The following is a 17,668-nucleotide window of genomic DNA, read 5'->3' as shown; positions in this document are numbered from 1 at the left end:
GAGATCCAGAGCAGCCGCGTGGCCCGAAAGATGGTGCGGGGATCCTGCATCATATAGGTGATCAGCTCCCGGTAGACCTGCTCATCCAGAGCATCCACCTCGTCGTCGCGGGCGACGGCGGCGCGGGCTTTCTCCGGGTCGTGCTCCACATAGGCTTCCAGAACCTGTCGGAGCATCTCCTTTGCGATCTGGGCCATGCGGGGGATATCGATCAGCGGCTTCAGCAAGGGTTCGTCGGCCATCTCGATGGTCAGTTTGGCGATGCTTTTGGCGTGATCGCCCATGCGTTCCAGATTGGTGGCGCAGAACATCGCCGCGATGATGGCCCGTAAGTCGCTGGCCATAGGCTGCTGGGTCGCAATGGTCTCCAGGCAGGCCTCCTCAATCTGATAGCGCATGCGGTTGATCTCCTCATCGAAGGCGACGATCTCCTGGGCCATCCCGACATCCAGCCGTTTCAGGGCCTCGATACAGCGGTCGATCGCCTGCTCCACCATGCTCCCCAGCCGCAACACGTCCTGGCGGATCGCGCTCAGATCGCGCTCCAACATCACCCGAGCTTGCATCGGCCCCTCCTCTCCTGTCCCTGACCTGGCTTCCGCATGGTAGCTCGAGATCCGCTCCGGGTCAACCATTTCGCTTCCTCATCTTCTGGGTCTTGGGATCACGTGAGCTGCGGCTTCGCTCACTCGAGGGAGCAGTTGGCCTCCCACCCTTTCCGCAGCCCTTTCGCTTCCTCTATACAACGAAGTTGCTCCGCGAGGTGCGAGCTGCTTATATAGCCCGCATCTCACAGGAACTCCAGAAGTCCATGAGGGCGGGGCATCTTAGGGGCCGCGTTCCCTCTCCTCTCCCTCCCGGCGCTCGATCCAGCGCTGCAGGACCGGCAACAGCTCCGCCCGCATGCGCTCCCGGAGCCTACGGAACTCCTCCAGCAAACCCTCCTCATCCCACGACCATCGTCCGGGGTCCGGATATCCGATGTGTAACCGTTCCCCCTGCCCGGGCCAGACGGGACATTCCTCGGCGGCATCATCGCACACGGTAAGGACCAGATCGAAGGGTTGACCGAGGAATTCCATTATGGATTTGCTGCGGTGGCCGGAGATGTCAATCCCGATCTCCTTCAGCGCCTGGATCGCGAAGGGGTGTACATAGCCCGCCGGGTGCGTGCCGGCGGAAAACACCTCCACCCGATCGCCGAAGGCCGCGCGGATCAACCCCTCCGCCATCTGGCTGCGGGCCGCGTTCCCTGTGCAAAGCACCAGCACACGCCATTTGCGTACGCTCATCGCTCTTTATCCGAACCGTCCGGTGATGTAGTCCTCCGTCCGCCGGTCCCGCGGACGGGTGAAGATCTGTTGGGTCGGGCCGAACTCGATGAGGCGACCTACCCGATCCTCTCCCGCCAGCATGAAGGCGGTGTAATCGCTGACCCGGGCGGCCTGCTGCATGTTATGGGTGACGATCACAATCGTGTACTCCCGGGCCAGCTCCCGCATGAGGTCCTCAATCTTCATCGTCGCAATCGGATCGAGGGCGGAAGCCGGCTCATCCATCAGCAGCACCTCGGGCTCCGTGGCCAAGGCCCGCGCAATGCACAGGCGCTGCTGCTGCCCACCGGATAGGGTCAGCGCGTTTTGGTGAAGTTTATCCTTGACTTCATCCCACAGAGCCGCCGCGCGGAGGCAGCGCTCCACAATCTCATCCAACTTCCGTCGGTCCCGGATCCCTTGGATGCGAGGGCCAAAGGCCACGTTTTCATAGATGCTTTTGGGAAACGGATTCGGCTTCTGGAAGACCATGCCAATACGCCGTCGGATCTCCACCACATCCACGTTGGTCCCATAGATATCAATGCCCTCGAAGAGAACCTTCCCCAAGACACGGGCGGAGGGGATGAGGTCGTTCATGCGATTGAAGCAGCGCAACAGGGTGCTCTTGCCGCACCCGGAAGGGCCGATGATGGCCGTGATCCGGCGACGGGGGATTTTCAAACGAATCCCCTCGATCGCCGGGCGGCCATCGTAGTAAACGGTGAGGTCCTCTGTCTCCAAGATGATCTCCTCCATCCCCTGCTCTCCCCTCGGTCAGTATACGCTCAGACCTTATACGCCATTCTGCCTTGTTGCGAAGAAAAATTTACGCCCCTGCAGCGGAGCCACAATTCAACCGACCGGTAGCTCACCAGTGGTAGCGCCGTTGCAGGCGATTGCGCAGATAAATCGCTAGGCCGTTCATCGTGAGCAGCACCACCAGCAACACCAGGATCGCCCCTGCCGCTCGGGCATGGAAGCCCGCCTGGGGGCGGGAGACCCAGTTGAAAATTTGGATCGGGAGCACCGTGAATTTATCGAAGGGGCTCTTCGGGTCGAAGGCAATGAAGGTCAGCGCCCCGATGGTGATCAACGGCGCCGTCTCACCGATGGCCCGGGAGAGGGCCAGGATCATCCCGGTGAGGATCCCTGGAAAGGCCACCGGCAGCACCTGATGACGGATGACCTGCCAGCGGGTCGCCCCCAAGGCGAAGGCGGCCTCCCGCAAGCTCATCGGCACCGCCCGCAAGGCCTCCCGGGACGCAGTAATGAGGATGGGCAGGATCAGCAGGCCGAGGGTGAGGGCCCCCGCCAGGATGCTCCGCTCCAACCGCATCCCCCGCACGAAAAGCTCCAGACCTAACAGCCCATAGATGATCGAGGGCACCCCTGCCAGGTTGTTGATGTTCAGCTCGATGAAACGGGTCAACCGGTTGCGCGGCGCATACTCCTCCAGGTAAATGGCCGCGGCCACGCCCAGGGGCACCGAAAACAAAGCGGTCAAAGCCATCACCCATAGCGTCCCCAGCAGCGCCGAGCGGATCCCGGCCTGCTCGGGGAACCGAGAGGGATAATTGGTGAAAAAGGCCCAGGATAGAACACCCAGGCCGCGGCGGGCCACGTCCAACAGCAGGAGGAATAAAACCAGCAAGCCGAAGATCGTAGCCCCCAGCGCAATCCCCTCAAAAACCTTGCCCGCGATCTCCCGGTGCCGTCGTCGCCCCATTGATCTTCCACTCCATCCGGATTCCCCAGGGGATTCGGAAATCATAGAGACCACCTGCTGCGGCCTTTACGCCCTCAAACCACAACCACCCGTTCGCTCTCTCCAGAGCTCCTGGGGTCGGGCAAGAACCTTCGGCCCCTGCCCGACCCCAGAGAATTCTTCCCCCTATAGGCCCATCGGATCACTTCACCAGGGCTAGGCCTTGGCCAGCCCTTCACCGGTAAATCTCCCGATAGCGTTCGATGATCCGCATCGCAAGCAAATTCAGCGCCAACGTGAACAGGAAGAGGACCAGGCCCACCGCGAAGATCGTTCGGAACTCCAAGGTGCCATGCGGGGTATCCCCCAGGCTGACCTGCACGATGTAAGCGGTCATCGTCTCAATGGCCCGCCGAGGATCCAGGGTCAGGATGGGGCGCTGGCCTGCGGCGATGGCCACGATCATCGTCTCCCCGATCGCCCGGGACCCCGCGAGGATGAACGAAGCGACGATGCCGGAGAGCGCCGCTGGGATCATCACCCGCACCACCACCTCCAGACGCGTCGCCCCCAGGGCGTAAGCGGCCTCCCGCAGAGAACTCGGCACCGCATAGAGAGCGTCCTCGCTGAGCGAAGAGACCAACGGGATGATCATCACCCCCATCGTCAGCCCTGCGCTGAGCGCGTTGAACGTCTCCAGGTTCGGGACCACCCGTTTCAGGAGAGGTGTGACGAAGAGCAAGGCGAAGTAGCCATAAACTACTGTGGGGATCCCCGCTAAGATCTCCAGCGCAGGTTTCAGGATCGCCCGGACCCGGGCCGGCGCGTATTCGCTCAGGTAGACGGCGCTCAACAGGCCCACCGGTATCGCCAAGGCCAGGGCGATAGCTGAAGTGAGAAAAGTCCCCGTAACTAAAGGTAGAACCCCGAAGTGTTTCTGAGCAAACAAGGGGGTCCACTGGGGGTCAGTGAGAAATTCAACAAGGGACACCTGGTAGAAGAAGGGGATCGCTTCCACAACCAGAACCGCCACAATGCCGATGGTCGTGAACACGGAGACCATGGCGGCGAAGAAAAGGATCGCTTGGATGACCAGTTCCCCAAGCTCCCGCCATTGAGCGGCCATCCCCCTTTGAAGACGCGCCGCTTGGACCGCCACTGCCGAGCGGGTCGTCAGCCCCATCGTTCCTTTGCTCCGAATCGTGAGGTGTGGGAAGCCCCCCTGCTGGCCCGGGCCGAAATCACCCCGCCCTCTTAATGCCCTCTCAATCCAGTCCAGTTAGGGGTTACGCAGATCGAAGCCCATGAGAAGAGGTGGAATGGCCCTCACCGAAAATGTTTTGGAGTGGAGCCGCGCCGAAGGCGCGCGGCTCCACTCCAAACGCCCCCAGGAGAAAACCAACCGCGTAACTCCCACCAGTATTATAAAGGCAGGAAGCGACAACCGCTGAAACGCGAGCGCTGCCCTCCTGTAACGCGGGGGTGGGAGGCCGCTTCCGGCGGCCTCCCACCCCGGAATGGCCTGTGGACGGATCACTGCTCCGCCTTCAGCAGGTCCTCAATGCTCACCCCCACCTGAGGCCCGCCCTTGAAGACGGTCCCCACCTTGCGCGCTTCGAAGCGCTTAAGCACGAGCTGATAGACGGTATCCGGAAGCGGGATGTAACCGACCTGCTTCGCCAGGGCAGGGCCCTGCGTCAGATAGAACCGGACGAAGGCCTCCACCTCCGGCCGATCCGCCGCCTTCCGGTTCACGTAGATGAAGATGGGGCGCGAGAGCGGTTGATAGCTGCCATCTCGGACGGTCTGCTCGGAGGGCAAAACACACCCTTTGCCGCCGTCAATCGCCAGGGCCTTCAGCTTGTCCTGATTCTCTATGTAATAAGCGAGGCCGAAATAGCCCAGAGCGTACGGATCGTTCGCCACCCCCTGAACCAGCACGTTGTCGTCCTCGCTGGCCGTGTAATCGCCACGGCTGGCGTCCTCTTTGCCTACAATTGCCTCGGTGAAGTAGTCGAACGTCCCGCTATCGGTGCCCGGGCCGTAAAGGCTGAGCGGGGCGTCCGGCCATTGGGGGTTCACCTGGTTCCACCGGGTGATCTTCCCCTGGGCATCGGGCTCCCACATCTTCTTCAGCTCCTCGACCCTGATACAGGCCACCCAATCGTTCTTCGGGTTGACCACCACCGAAAGGGCGTCGTAGGCGACCGGCAGCTCGATGAACTCAATGCCATTCTTCTGGCATGTCTCCATCTCGGAGGTCTTGATCGGGCGCGAGGCATCCGAGATGTCGGTCTCCCCCGCGCAGAACTTCTGGAACCCCCCACCCGTCCCGCTGATGCCCACCACCACTTTCACGTTCGGGTGGGCCTTCTGGAACTCCTCACCGACCGCCTCGGAGATCGGATAAACGGTCGACGAGCCATCGATCTTGATCTCGCCGCTTAACGCCGGGGATGTCGGCGCAGAGCTGACGGTGGGCGTGGCCGCAGGCTGGCAGGCCGTGACCACCAGCACAAGCCCCAAAAGGATCGCAGCCAGAGCGGAACGCGGATTCATATGAGCTCCTCCTTATAGGTTATTGAGGAAACGGGGACCGCTGTCTCCTCGTTTCCCCGCACCAGGCCATCTTCAATGACCTCATGTAGGGAAACCAGGAGCTATAGGTCATTGTTGCCCCCTCGGGAGGGCTTGGGCTGCGATGGCCTTGCCCGCCCACGAGCCGGGTGCAACTCCAGCTGAATTCCATGTTCCTCCAGAAAGCGGCGAAGCGCCTCGCTTTCCGGAAGGCTGAGCAACACCTGATGCTCGCCGCGCCGGAGGAGGATATGATAGTAGGGCCGCCACCCCACCTCCTGGTAAACATAGATCGGCGGCTCGATCGCCCAACCCGTATCCAGGGCGAACCGCAAATCCGCCAGCTCCGCATAGCCCGGCGCTATCCCCGCCGCCCGGCAGCTTAGGGCGTTCCAAAAACTCAGGCATTCCGAAAACTCATCAGAGCCTCGCATCGGCACGTTTCCCTCCTCCCCCGAATCGCAGCGCTCAGGCATGCTCCTGGATGGGGATCACGAGAGGGAGATCTGTCGTCGATCCGGCTGCCAGGCTCGCAGCTCCTGGCGCAGCATCTCCAGACGCTCCATCTCTGCCAACAGGGCTCGGAGACGGATCCCTTCCTCGTCCTCCCCCTCCCGAACCAGGCGAGTGAGCTCCTCCCGAAGCCGCCGCAGCCGCTCATCCACTTGAATCATCGCCTCCATCGTATCTCCTCCCTTTCAGCTTCGCTTTTATCGTAGTAGAAGTCGGAGGACAGAGGGTGAAAAGAGGTTTTATGTTCCGCAAAGAGGAGGTTAAATCTTTTTCACAAACCCCAAGCGCTCATTAGGCCCCGCAGGCCTTAAGCGTATCGATCAGGAGCCCTCTCCCCACAGCTTTTCAGGCTGCGGGATGGGGGGAGGAAAGGGCCATCCACATTCCTCATCGCACATCCCAAAAACTCATGCTTCTTCCAGTGAGCGCGCTTTTAAGCCGTTTCCCTGGGGGTTTGGGGGCGTTGGCCCGCACCATCCCATATCCAAACCAAAATGGACGAAGCACCGCAAACGGTCCCAGCTCCCAAAGAATTTTTCTCCCCCCGTTCAAAGGCGACGGGGAAGGGGGAGGAGCCACTGGTCTTCCCAATCGCATAACCTAAAACAAAGGATGGAAGAAACACTCGGATGAACAAGGCAGCTGTTACGAAATCCGTATGGAGAGGGTTCTGAAAAGCGGAGATTGCACCGAAAGGCACACGATCGGTTACAATTCCCTGTGGAGGGGATTAAACATCCCGATGGCCCTTCAGAGCGGTGGGGGGAGGAACAATGGCGATCCCGTTCGATCGGTTGCGCCGGGCGTTGGAGGAGGAGCAGATCCGGTTAAGAGAAGAACTGGCCCGGCTGGATGCCCGAGCGCCGGAGGGGATCGGGTACCATGATCATATGGCCGATGATGCGACGGATGTGATGGATCAGGCCACCCGGACAGCCCTCCGGCGGCATCTGGAGCTCCGCCTGCGCGAAGTAGAGGCAGCGCTGCGGCGGATGGAGGAGGGAACCTATGGGATCTGCGAGATATGCGGCCGGCCGATCGATGTGGCCCGGCTGAAGGCACTTCCCTTCGCGGCTCTTTGCTTAGAATGCCAGTCGAGGCGCGAACGCTGATCTTCCCAGGGCAGTAACCAGGTCCGCTCCGCGACCGGCTCGCCGCCACCTTGGATATGAGAGGGGATGCTTTGAGCAACCCTAGGGTAGGGGTTACGCCGTTCGGAGCCTGTAGGAGGAAGTGGAAGAGTCCCATCCCTTTTCATGCCTCGCCCCACGGCCTAAAGGGCTGTGGGACGAGGGATGAAAATTGTTTTTAGGGGCGGAGCTGAGCGCCTTTGGTGCCCGGCTCCGCCCTAAAGCCCCCACGAGAAAACCAACTGCGGACTTCCTGTTCGGGGTGGACCGTTATGGGACGACGATGGATCATCGCCTTGATCGCCCTGCTGACCTTCGCAGCGGACCAATTGAGCAAAGCCTGGGTGCGGGAGAACTTAGCGCTTTACGAGTCCTGGGCGCCCATCCCTGCCCTAGCCCGCTATTTCACCTTCACCCACGTCACCAACACCGGCATCGCGTTCGGGCTGTTCCGGGAATGGGGTTCGATCCTGGTCGCCGTGGCTGTGGTGGTGATCGCCTTCCTCCTGCTTTACACCCAGCAGCTGTCCACCGCCCGCTGGCCGATTCGGATCGCCTTGGGGCTGCAGTTGGGCGGCGCCTTCGGCAACCTGATCGATCGAATCCGGTTCGGTTTCGTCACGGACTTCCTGGATTTCAAGTTCTGGCCGGTCTTCAACCTGGCCGATAGCGCGATTGTGGTGGGGATGTTGTTGCTGCTGGCCACGATGGGGCTGGAGGAGCGGGCGCAACCCCAGCCGCCGATCTCCCCACAATCGGAGCATCCCCAAGAGAAGCAATAATCCGCGGTGCTCGCTTTCGGGGATATGCGGTGGAAGAGCGAATGAGCCCTAGCCCCTGAAGATCCTTAAGGCCCATAAGGCTCAAGAATTATGGAGACCATGCCGGCCATTGAGGTTCATCATCTTCACAAACACTATATGGTGCACCACAAGGCGCCCGGGCTCATGGGCTCCTTGCGGGCATTCTTCCATCGCCGCTATCGCGTGGTCCGCGCAGTGGAGGACCTTTCGTTCACCATCCAACCCGGCGAGGTGGTCGGCTTCCTCGGCCCCAACGGCGCCGGCAAAACAACGACGCTCAAGATCCTGGCCGGCCTCCTCCATCCGACCGCCGGTGAGGTCCGGGTGCTGGGGTTCGTCCCTCAGCGCCGGGAACGGGCTTTCCTGCGGCAAATCACCTTGGTGATGGGACAAAAACAGCAGTTGCTGTGGGATCTTCCGGCGATTGAGACGTTCCTGTTGAACCGGGCTGTGTATGGGATCCCCGAGGCGGAGTTTCGACGGACGCTGGAGGAACTGACGGAGCTGCTGGAACTGGAGGGGCTGCTCACGAAGCAGGTGCGCAAACTGAGCCTGGGCGAGCGGATGAAATGTGAGCTGGCCGCGGCCCTCCTCCACCGACCCCAGGTGCTGTTCCTGGACGAGCCCACCATCGGGCTGGATGTAACGATGCAGGCCCGGATCCGGGAGTTCGTGCGAGAATACAACCGCCGGACCGGCGCCACGGTCTTGCTCACCAGCCACTACATGGCCGATGTGGCCGCCCTCTGCCAACGGGTGCTGGTCATCCATCGAGGCCACCTGCTCTACGATGGGGATCTGGAGGCCCTGGCGGAGCGGGTGGCCCCGTATCGGATCGTGCGCATCACCATGGCCCAACCGCTCCCGATGAGCGCCCTCGCCCCCTTCGGCGAGGTGTTGAGCTTGAACTCTCACCGAGCCGAGCTGCAAGTCCCCCGCTCCCGGACGGCGGAGATCGCGGCCGCCATGCTCACAGCTCTCCCGGTGACGGATTTGGCGATTGAAGAGCCACCGGTGGAAGAAGTGATCCGTCGGGTTTTCGCCGAGGCCGCTCAGATGGATCCCGAACTCACCGCTCGACGGCTGGAAGAGGAGGCCGTCCACGAATAGAAACACCCCCAGGCGCCATCCGAAGGGATGGTGCTCACGCAAGCTCTTCGGGGAGAACGTGTGGGTTCCATGGAAACTTTCTCTCAGCCTTCCCGAGCCTCGGAAGCGCTCGCCGCTCTGGGCGCGACCCTACGGGCCTATCCGACCCTGCTGCGCATCTATTGGGCCCGGACCTTAGAGTATCGGGTCCAGATCCTCATCTGGATCCTCTCGGGCGCTGTGCCGCTGGTGATGTTGGCCGTCTGGCTTTCCATGGCCCAGGAAGGGCCTATCGGATCCTTCGATGCGGGGGCTTTTGTTGGCTATTATCTGGCCGCCATCTTCCTGCGTCGCATGACCGGGGTGTGGATCGTTTGGGATCTCAACCGGGACATCCGGACCGGGGGATTGAGCGCGCGGCTGCTACGCCCGCTTCACCCCATCCATTACGATCTCGCCCGCACCTTGGCCTCCCGCCCCCTTCAGGCCCTGCTGGTCGGTCCTCCCATCGCCATCGCGCTCTATCTGTATCCCGGGCCCCAGCTTGATCTCGCGCCCATCAACTTGATCCGAGTCGCCGCCGCAACATTCCTGGCCCTGCTGCTGGAGTTTTTCTTTCAATACGCCATCGGCCTCACCGCCTTCTGGACCTCCCAGGCAGTGGCCTTCCACGAGGTCTGGTTCTTCATTAAAGCGCTGGGGTCCGGATATGTGATCCCCCTGGCGCTGATGCCAGAGGGCATCCAGCAGCTGTTGCGTTGGACACCCTTCCCCCTCGTGCTATCGTTTCCTCTGGAGATGCTGTTGGGGCGGCTGCCGCCGGATCGCATCCTCCAGGGCTTTGTCGCGCAAGGCCTGTGGCTGGCCCTGGCGGTCACCCTGGTGACCATGCTTTGGCGCGCGGGGATCCGACGCTATGAAGCGTTTGGGGCATGAAAGCCCCGTCGGCAGCCCCTGCGCAAGATCGCAGAGCCAGGCACCCAAGACGCCCCGCGCCGCGCCGAAAGCCCCCACGGGGAACCCATTGCGCAACTCCCAGATCGGATAGAAACTTTGCTGGCGCTTCATCTACGGCTTTGGGGATAGCTAGTGGAGGGAGTGGACGGCCCCAGCCCCCGAAAAACCCAAAATTAAAAGTGGGCAAAGCACTAGCAAAAATCGTCGCGCCGAAACTCCCAGCACTCGATACCAAAGCGAAATCCCCCCAGGAGTTGGGCAGCGATGTCGACGATCTTCCCGGTCGGAAAGCTTCCGCTGGAGCTGATGCAACGCCTGCTGGATTTCCCGATCCCGGACCCCCGGGTGCGGCTTGGGCCGGGGATTGGGCTGGACGCGGCAGTGGTCGAGATGGGGGACCGCTATCTGGTGATCAAAGCGGACCCGATCACGTTCGCCACCGATGCGATCGGCTGGTACGCGGTTCAAATCAACGCCAACGACATCGCGACCACCGGCGCCCGCCCTCGCTGGATGATGGCCATCCTCCTCCTTCCGGAGGGGCGCACGGACGTCGACTTGGTGGAGAAGGTTTTCCAGCAGCTCCGCTCCGCGTGTGAGGCCTTGGGCGTCGCTTTAATCGGCGGCCACAGCGAGGTCACTTACGGGTTGGATCGGCCGATCGTGGCCGGGTTTATGCTCGGAGAGGTGAGCCCGGACCGACTGATCACCCCGCGTGGCGCGCGCGTCGGCGATCAGGTGATCTTGAGCAAACCGATCGCCATCGAGGGCACTTCGGTGATCGCACGGGAGAAACGCGAGGAGCTGCGGCCGGTCTTCGGGGAGGCTTTCCTGGATCGGTGCGCAGGTTTCCTCTACACCCCCGGGATCAGCGTGCTGGAAGACGCTCGGATCGCCACGGAAGCCGGACGGGTGCATGCGATGCACGATCCGACCGAGGGCGGGCTGGCCACCGGGTTATGGGAACTGGCCCAGGCCGCGGGCCTTGGGATCCGGGTGGATGGCGATGCCGTCCCGATCTATCCCGAGACCCTCGCCCTATGTCAGCACTATGGGCTGGATCCATGGGGTTTGCTGGCCTCCGGCTCGCTGCTCATCGCAGCTCCACCGGAAGACGCTCAGGCCATCCGGGACGCGCTGGCTCGGTCCGGGCGCCCGGCGGCCATCATCGGCGAGCTTCGGCCTCCGGAGGAAGGGGGATGGATCGAGCGCTCCGGCCGGCGAGAACCCCTACAGCCCTTCCCCCGGGATGAACTGGCCCGACTCTTCGAATAGGACACTGTTCCGCGACACATCGTCGTCTACTGCACCCGATTGGGCTCCATCGACGACCGGCCGCTTCCTGCCTCATCGACTGGGTGCTCGTAGACCAGTGGTTCCCCACTGTTCCGCCGCACAACCGATCTCCAAGGCCAAGGGGAACTCCCGGTAGAACCTTTGTGGCGGCCAACCCTTGGCGGCCGGCTTGGTTATCGCCCGCCGCCAAGAGGCTTTTACCTGTTTCCCACGATTCAGGCAAGAAGCTTGGAGAAACGACAAAATGGGCAGCAGTTGTCAACCCCAATGGGTCCCACACGTTGGCCAATCGTCCGCTCCGCGTAGAGAATCTGTCCAGGAACGTTTTAGATCCCCATTACGTTATAATTAGAGAGAGACCAACCTCCAGGCAAGAACGATCGAGATCTATTGCGCTTCTAATGTTGGGTTAGACAAATCAGTGATGCGGAGGTCATTATGCTGGGCATTATTCTCTTTTTATGGGTTCTCCCGATGGTGGGCCGATGCATCCCGCCCGATGGGGATCCGGCCTTCTGCCCGCGGCCAAGCGCCACCCGGACCCCGTCCCGAGCCCCAGTGGCTAATCAGGTGGACCCCCCGGGGGCCTTCCAGAGCCGAGCCACGGCTCAGGTTCCATCGCTGGTCCCTTATACGTATGCGTTTGTGAAAGCACCGGCCTCCACGTATCGCTCGCCGGAGGATGCGCTGAGCGGAGGCGCGCCCCGTCGGGTCTTCCCCGCCGGCTATGTGTGGGTCAGCGTGCATGGTCGGACGGAGGTCGGCGGGAAGGTGTTCTATCGCATTAACCCGGACGAATATATCGAGGCTTCGTATCTGACGTTCGGTGCCCCATCCACCTTCCATGGCGTGGCCTTCGCTACACCTCCCACGCGACCCTTCGGCTGGATCGTGCAGAACACCCGCCCCTCCGAGGAGCCAGGCAAAGCGCCCCATCCCCAGGCGCCGGTTCTGGAGCGCTACACGATGGTCACAGTGGAGGAAATCCGCCACGTTGGGGATCAAAAGTGGTACCGCGTGGGCCCGGATCAGTGGGTGAAGGAGCAAGCCGTGGGCCTGGTGTTCCCTGCCCAGCGGCCTGCAGGGATCCCACCTGGCGTGAAATGGATCGAGGTGAATCTCTACGAGCAAACCCTGGCCGCTTATGAGGGGGATCGTCTGGTTTACGCCACCTTGATCTCCTCCGGGCGGAGCCGCACGCCCACCGTCACGGGCCTCTTCCGGATCCAGGTGAAGGTCCGGACCACATTGATGGATGGCGACATCTTCGGCTACTATTATTTGGAAGATGTGCCGTGGACCATGTTCTTCTATCAGGGCTACGCGCTCCACGGCACCTACTGGCACGACCGCTTCGGGTTCCCCCAAAGCCGGGGTTGTGTGAACTTGGCGCCGATCGACGCCCGTTGGCTGTTCGAGTGGGCGGAGCCTTACGGGGATAATCCCCTCGTGCGTGCCACGCCCGATAACCCCGGCACCTGGGTGTGGGTGCATCGCTGAACTCTACGCGCGATTTCGCCCAACAGGCGCTCAGGCGCCCGACCACCCATGGACCAGGAGCTCAAGACGCGCAGAATACAGTAAAAGTCCAATATCGGGAGGGGAACTTGTAGTGCTTCTTCCGCGTTTTATTTTGAAGATACGCGGTGAGGAGAGCGGATGATCCCCCCTCTATCCCCCTCCCCACGGCCCTTCGGGCCGTGGGGAGGGGGATCAAACGTGCTTTGAAGGTGGGGCCGGTGCCTCCGGCGCCCGGCCTGCCTGCAAACCGTTCCGTGACTCATCGTCGTTTATTTCGCCCTGTAAGGCGAAACGAAACGACCGGTCCCTTCCTGCTTCAACGACCCGTGGCTCGTCGACCGGGCCCGGAGGCCTGTTCCGCCGCCAGAGGGATCTCCACAGACCGACGGGGTCCCCAAAAAGTCCTTCGGACTTTTTGGGGGCCCAACGTCCTGGAGAACTCCCGGTAGGGCCTTTCCGGGCGGCCAACCCTTGGGGGCGGACTGGGTTCTCGTCCGCCGCCCAGCGGATTTCACCCGTTTCCCGGGATCCAGGGCAGAAGCTTGGAGAGACAAAAGAGGACCCAAGGGGCAGCCGTCCTCGGCCCCTGGTGGCAGGCCCCGTCGGAGCGCTTTACGGCTGAAATGAAACTACTGGCCACCCCACGGAACAACTAACAACATCACTTCTAAATCAAATGCGGGCGAAGCAGTCGCTGTAGCGTTCACCGTCCCCCCTCTCCGCCCGAAAACGCGCTTTTCGGGTAAACTGGAAACAGTTGGGCGACAGGGGGAATCCTTTTAGAGTGAGGGATCGCCGAAAGCGGCCCCCCACCCTAAAAGATCCCTAAAGTCCATCAAGCTCAGTTTAAGGGCTCATTGTCTGGATGAACCGTGAAACGGAGATGAGGCGAACATGGTTCCCCTGGAGCTGATTTATTTATTTGCCGGCGGAGCGCTGATCGTCGGCCTCCTGTTTGGGGTTGCGATCGGGCTCGCCCTTGGGGGAGGGAGAAGTTCACAAGGAGCCAGCGCGCCCCCGCCTCCGAAAGTGGAAACGGGCGTGGGGCTGGTGAGAGACCCGGACGGCACCTGGCGGATTGAGGTAGGGAAACAGCGCTATCGACATCTTCGGGAGATCCATGATCACCAAACCGCGCTGCTCGTCCTAGAGGCCTTCCGGGCCATCCGAGCGATGACCGAAGGTTCCTCGGAGCTCCCCTTCCCCGCCCCCGGGCTTAGCTCGTCCACGCCGACCCTGGCGGAGCAGCTCGATGAGATCCTGCAGGACCTTCTCCGCCAGCGCCCCGAGCTCCCTCACCGGGCGGTCCGCTTTGAAACCCTTCGAGATGGCACCTTGGGGATCACCGTGGGCAGCCAGCGCTACAACCGGCCGGAGGATGTGCCGGATCCAGAGCTCCGGGCGCTCCTTCAAGAGGCCATCCGACGATGGGCGGAGGGAGAGCCGCGCGTGGAAGGACAATGAATTTCCCATTGTGGCGGCTTCATCGCCACGGCGTTGGGAAGCCCTATGATCCACCGCGCTCAGGAGCCCACCATCGGTAATCCAGATCCGGGAACACCCGATCCAGCTCCCAGCACTCCTCCGCTAAGTCCACATCGGGGCGCCCGGCCTCGACGGAACGGCAGAGCGCCTCAAAGCGCTCCAGGTGGGTCATGAAGCGCTCGATGGCGTATGCCCGCGCCTGGCCGCTGGTCACCAGGAAGGGCCAGTCGCTGGCCTGGAGCAGGAGCAGCTCCCGGGCCGCCTGATTCAGGACCTTGCGGACGGCCTCGTCCGCCTCCGGATGCTGGGCGGCCAGCCGCTCCATACGGGCCTCCGCGGCATGGAGCGGCTCCCACATCCAATGGGTCTCCGGGTTGTCCCACGTCCAATGCCCGCCGCCCAGCCCCCAACTGGACTCCGGAAGCACCAGCACTTCGTCCGGAGGATAGGTCTCCACGAACTCCCGGGCCGTGGTTAACCAGACCTCCTCGCTCCCCGCCAAGCGCCGCAACACCGCCCCGATCCAATCCACTCCCTCGAACCACCAATGGCCGAAGAGCTCGGCGTCATAGTTGGAGGCGATGAGGCCGATCCGCCCGGTCGCGCGGTGGAACTCCCGCAGGAGATCGTGGACCAAATCCACAAAGTGCTGGGCGTGCTGTTCCACCTTATAAGCCGCCCATTCCGGGTGATAATAATCCTTCTCACCCAAATCCACCTTGCCGGTCACCCGCCAGTACTGCAGCCCGGACCGCCCATCCTTCTTGTGGAACTCACGATAATCGAAATCCCCCGGATAGCCCCAGTCCGCGGACCACACCTGCATCCCGGTCCGGTTATTGCGGGCCACCACCGCCACGCCGGAATGCTCCCCCCCTGGCACGTCCGTCCGGGCCACATAGTACGGGCGGTAGGTGGTCCCTCGAACCTGCTCGACGATTTCAAACGGGATCACATAATGGCGGACGATTTGGCCGTAAGGGCCGATGGCCTCGCCGGCTGCCTTCCCCACCGGCTGCCCGCCCTCCACCGCGTGGGTTTCTGCGAAAAACAGACGCAGCCCTTCTTGAGCGAGGAAATACTCCAAGCCCGGTCGGATGGTCCCATCGGGAAGGCGGTAAGCCGGCCGGTAAGCGCATTCGGGAAGCCAGATGGAGAAGGGATCCCTCCCGAAAAACCGCCGGTAGGTCTGTACCCCCGTCCGCAGCTGGCCTCGGATCGAGGAATCCCGAGAGAGGAGGGGAAGATAACCATGGGTGGCGGCGCTGGTCACCAGCTCCACCACTCCGGCCTCCTGCAGACGCCGGAACGCCCCGATTAGATCCTTTCCGTAACGTCCGACGAAGCCTCGAAGCCGTCGGTCGTAGAACTCCACGTAAAATCGGGCCAGCTCCCGCAGGTGGGCGTTCCCCTCCGCCTCGAAGCGCGCCACATCCTGCTCCGCCCGGCTCCGCCGATCGGCCGCATATTCAATGAAATGCTCCTGGATCAGAGGATCCGCCAGCTGGTCGGCCAGCACCGGGGTGAGGCTGAGGGTCAGGCGGGCGGGGACCCCCTGCTCATAGAGTTCGTAGAGGACATCGAGCAAAGGAAGATACGTCTCGGCGATCGCCTCATGCAGCCATTCTTCCCCGTGGGGCCAACGCCCGGCCCGCCGGCAGTAGGGGATATGGGCATGGAGGACAAAGGTGAAGGCACCGATCCGCGCCATGCTGGGCTCCTTCTTGAAGGGATCTCCTCCCCATGATAGCCGGAAACCCCCGTAAGCGAGACCACGGGCCTCCATTTCCGCCTGAATAAACCACAGGCAAGCTCGCTGCGTATCAAAAAATGGAAGATCGGGATTGCCGCTTCGAAGCTTGTCCTTCGCCTCGGGGTTCGCCCATGGGAGATCGTCCATGGCGTCGCTGGATCCTATTGGGAGTGATCGGAGGGATGGGATGTATGGCTTCCCCGGCGCCTTCGACGCCGGGACAGGCCCGCCCGGCCGCGCCCAGGTTTTCCGCCACCCCCACGGCCAGCGCTCCGATCCGCTCTTCCCCTACGCCGTCGTCCGGAGCGGCACCCGGGCCCTTCGCAACGCTTTGCGAGACGTGCCATCCGCAAGGCGGAACCGCGCCGGGAACAGGGCCCTCGCTGCGCGGCGTGGCCCGGCGCCATTCCCCAGGGTTCATCCGGGCGCAGATCCTGAACGGACGGGGCGACATGCCGGGCTTCCGGGATCGCTTGAAGGGGGAGGAGCTGGAGCGCCTGTTGGCCTACCTTCAAACCTTGGAAGGCGAGCCGCCCTTCAACCGGAGCCCGCCGCCGGTCGATCCGGAGGCCGCGACGCGGGGCCAGGAGCTGTTCCGCCAGCGATGCGAATCATGCCACCTGGAGGGCGGGCGATGGCCGGGCAGCGGACTGGGGTTCGAGCCGCCGGCCCCGGTTCTGATCGATGAGCTGCGGCGGCACACCCCGGCCTTCATCGCCCGGCAGATCCGGGAGGGAGGTGGGCAGATGCCGGCGGTCGGAGCGGACCTCACGGACGCCCAGGTCGCCGATTTGATCGCCTATCTCAGCGCGTTGGCTTTGGAGGACCAGGGCGACTGAGGAGAGGGAAGAGCCACCTCGCTTGTAAGCGCTGGATTTAAAATCAAAATCTCTAAGGAGGGCGCCATGAAGCGGATCATATTCAGCCTCGGAGTCCTGTGGTCGCTTTTGCTCATCGCCGCCGCGCCGGCGCAGGAGACCGTCACCATCACCCTCAAAGAACAGAACCAATCCGGGCAGTCCGGCACGGCCGTCCTGCGAGCGGTGGGGGATCAGACAGAAGTAACCATCAACCTCACCCCGGGCCCCGCCGGGGTGGATCAGCCCGCCCACATCCACGAGGGCACGTGTGCCAACCTGAACCCCAAGCCCACTTTCCCGCTGAGCCCTGTCCGGGACGGCCAATCGACCTCGACAGTCAACGTGAAGTTGACGGATCTCTTGGCGAAGCCCTTCGCCATCAACGTCCATAAATCGGCACAGGAGGTCTCCGTCTACGTTGCTTGCGGGGAGATCACGGCGGTGCTGCCGCGGACCGGCGGGGAGCCGACCACCTTCCCGTTGTGGGCCGGGCTTCTGATCGCTGGAGGGATCTTGATCGGGGCCGGCTACCTGTTGCGCCGACGCCTGGCCTGATGCGGGCGCTGAAGGTGATGAGGAGAGACCGGGCAGGCAGAGCCGGTGGGGCGGATTTTTGAAAAGATGCAGCGGCGGGCCCTTCTATGCGCCCGCCCCTGCTTTTCC

Annotated in this window: 18 protein-coding genes; 9 read left to right on the top strand and 9 right to left on the bottom strand. The window is 62.6% G+C overall.

Annotated features, from left to right (window positions below):
• The 8 genes from phoU to ACFMO5_RS04350 form a co-directional block, all read right to left on the bottom strand.
• On the bottom strand, positions 1-566 hold a 566-nt coding region (phoU, locus tag ACFMO5_RS04385), incomplete at its 3' end, for a phosphate signaling complex protein PhoU (protein WP_376791538.1).
• Between the two features lie 261 nt (positions 567-827).
• Positions 828-1,292: an arsenate reductase ArsC gene (locus ACFMO5_RS04380; RefSeq protein ID WP_376791537.1), complete on the bottom strand. Its 465-nt coding sequence runs from the start codon at positions 1,290-1,292 to the stop codon at positions 828-830.
• 6 nt (positions 1,293-1,298) lie between these two features.
• A complete protein-coding gene (pstB, locus tag ACFMO5_RS04375; RefSeq protein WP_376791536.1) occupies positions 1,299-2,072 on the bottom strand; it encodes a phosphate ABC transporter ATP-binding protein PstB in 774 nt (257 codons plus the stop codon).
• Positions 2,073-2,184: 112 nt separating this feature from the next.
• A complete protein-coding gene (pstA, locus tag ACFMO5_RS04370) occupies positions 2,185-3,042 on the bottom strand; it encodes a phosphate ABC transporter permease PstA (protein WP_376791535.1) in 858 nt (285 codons plus the stop codon).
• Between the two features lie 214 nt (positions 3,043-3,256).
• On the bottom strand, positions 3,257-4,147 hold the full coding sequence (gene pstC, locus ACFMO5_RS04365) for a phosphate ABC transporter permease subunit PstC (protein ID WP_376791539.1): 891 nt from the start codon (positions 4,145-4,147) through the stop codon (positions 3,257-3,259).
• Positions 4,148-4,554: 407 nt separating this feature from the next.
• Positions 4,555-5,580: a PstS family phosphate ABC transporter substrate-binding protein gene (locus ACFMO5_RS04360; RefSeq protein ID WP_376791534.1), complete on the bottom strand. Its 1,026-nt coding sequence runs from the start codon at positions 5,578-5,580 to the stop codon at positions 4,555-4,557.
• 101 nt (positions 5,581-5,681) lie between these two features.
• Positions 5,682-6,032: a hypothetical protein gene (locus tag ACFMO5_RS04355; RefSeq protein ID WP_376791533.1), complete on the bottom strand. Its 351-nt coding sequence runs from the start codon at positions 6,030-6,032 to the stop codon at positions 5,682-5,684.
• 57 nt (positions 6,033-6,089) lie between these two features.
• Positions 6,090-6,281: a hypothetical protein gene (locus ACFMO5_RS04350; protein ID WP_376791532.1), complete on the bottom strand. Its 192-nt coding sequence runs from the start codon at positions 6,279-6,281 to the stop codon at positions 6,090-6,092.
• 603 nt (positions 6,282-6,884) lie between these two features.
• On the opposite strand from ACFMO5_RS04350, the gene ACFMO5_RS04345 reads away from it, so the two are divergent.
• From ACFMO5_RS04345 to ACFMO5_RS04315, 7 genes are all read left to right on the top strand, one after another.
• A complete protein-coding gene (locus ACFMO5_RS04345; protein WP_376791531.1) occupies positions 6,885-7,223 on the top strand; it encodes a TraR/DksA family transcriptional regulator in 339 nt (112 codons plus the stop codon).
• Between the two features lie 290 nt (positions 7,224-7,513).
• On the top strand, positions 7,514-8,023 hold the full coding sequence (gene lspA, locus ACFMO5_RS04340; RefSeq protein ID WP_376791530.1) for a signal peptidase II: 510 nt from the start codon (positions 7,514-7,516) through the stop codon (positions 8,021-8,023).
• Between the two features lie 90 nt (positions 8,024-8,113).
• Positions 8,114-9,154, top strand: coding sequence for an ATP-binding cassette domain-containing protein (locus tag ACFMO5_RS04335; protein WP_376791529.1), 1,041 nt, complete (start codon positions 8,114-8,116; stop codon positions 9,152-9,154).
• 69 nt (positions 9,155-9,223) lie between these two features.
• A complete protein-coding gene (locus ACFMO5_RS04330; RefSeq protein WP_376791528.1) occupies positions 9,224-10,069 on the top strand; it encodes an ABC transporter permease in 846 nt (281 codons plus the stop codon).
• Between the two features lie 285 nt (positions 10,070-10,354).
• On the top strand, positions 10,355-11,365 hold the full coding sequence (locus ACFMO5_RS04325) for an AIR synthase family protein (protein ID WP_376791527.1): 1,011 nt from the start codon (positions 10,355-10,357) through the stop codon (positions 11,363-11,365).
• A 459-nt stretch (positions 11,366-11,824) separates the two neighbouring features.
• Positions 11,825-12,886 (top strand): L,D-transpeptidase, encoded by a 1,062-nt coding sequence (locus tag ACFMO5_RS04320; protein WP_376791526.1) that lies wholly within the window; start codon positions 11,825-11,827, stop codon positions 12,884-12,886.
• Positions 12,887-13,801: 915 nt separating this feature from the next.
• Positions 13,802-14,371 (top strand): hypothetical protein, encoded by a 570-nt coding sequence (locus tag ACFMO5_RS04315; RefSeq protein WP_376791525.1) that lies wholly within the window; start codon positions 13,802-13,804, stop codon positions 14,369-14,371.
• Between the two features lie 43 nt (positions 14,372-14,414).
• Here ACFMO5_RS04315 and ACFMO5_RS04310 read toward each other — a convergent pair whose 3' ends face one another.
• The gene (locus tag ACFMO5_RS04310) at positions 14,415-16,103 is read right to left on the bottom strand and encodes a glycoside hydrolase family 57 protein (RefSeq protein WP_376791524.1); all 1,689 of its coding nucleotides are present in this window, start codon (positions 16,101-16,103) and stop codon (positions 14,415-14,417) included.
• Between the two features lie 233 nt (positions 16,104-16,336).
• Between ACFMO5_RS04310 and ACFMO5_RS04305 the strand changes: the two genes are divergently transcribed.
• The gene (locus ACFMO5_RS04305; RefSeq protein ID WP_376791523.1) at positions 16,337-16,984 is read left to right on the top strand and encodes a c-type cytochrome; all 648 of its coding nucleotides are present in this window, start codon (positions 16,337-16,339) and stop codon (positions 16,982-16,984) included.
• Positions 16,985-17,050: 66 nt separating this feature from the next.
• Complete coding sequence (locus tag ACFMO5_RS04300) at positions 17,051-17,560, top strand: LPXTG cell wall anchor domain-containing protein (RefSeq protein WP_376791522.1); 510 nt, start codon at positions 17,051-17,053, stop codon at positions 17,558-17,560.
• Positions 17,561-17,668: the final 108 nt, after the last annotated feature.

Origin of the sequence: Thermoflexus sp. (assembly GCF_042408365.1) — a bacterium.
Classification (GTDB): Bacteria; Chloroflexota; Anaerolineae; order Thermoflexales; family Thermoflexaceae; genus Thermoflexus.
The sequence above is the reverse complement of the archived record's forward strand: the minus strand, read 5'-3'. Positions and strand labels throughout refer to the sequence as shown.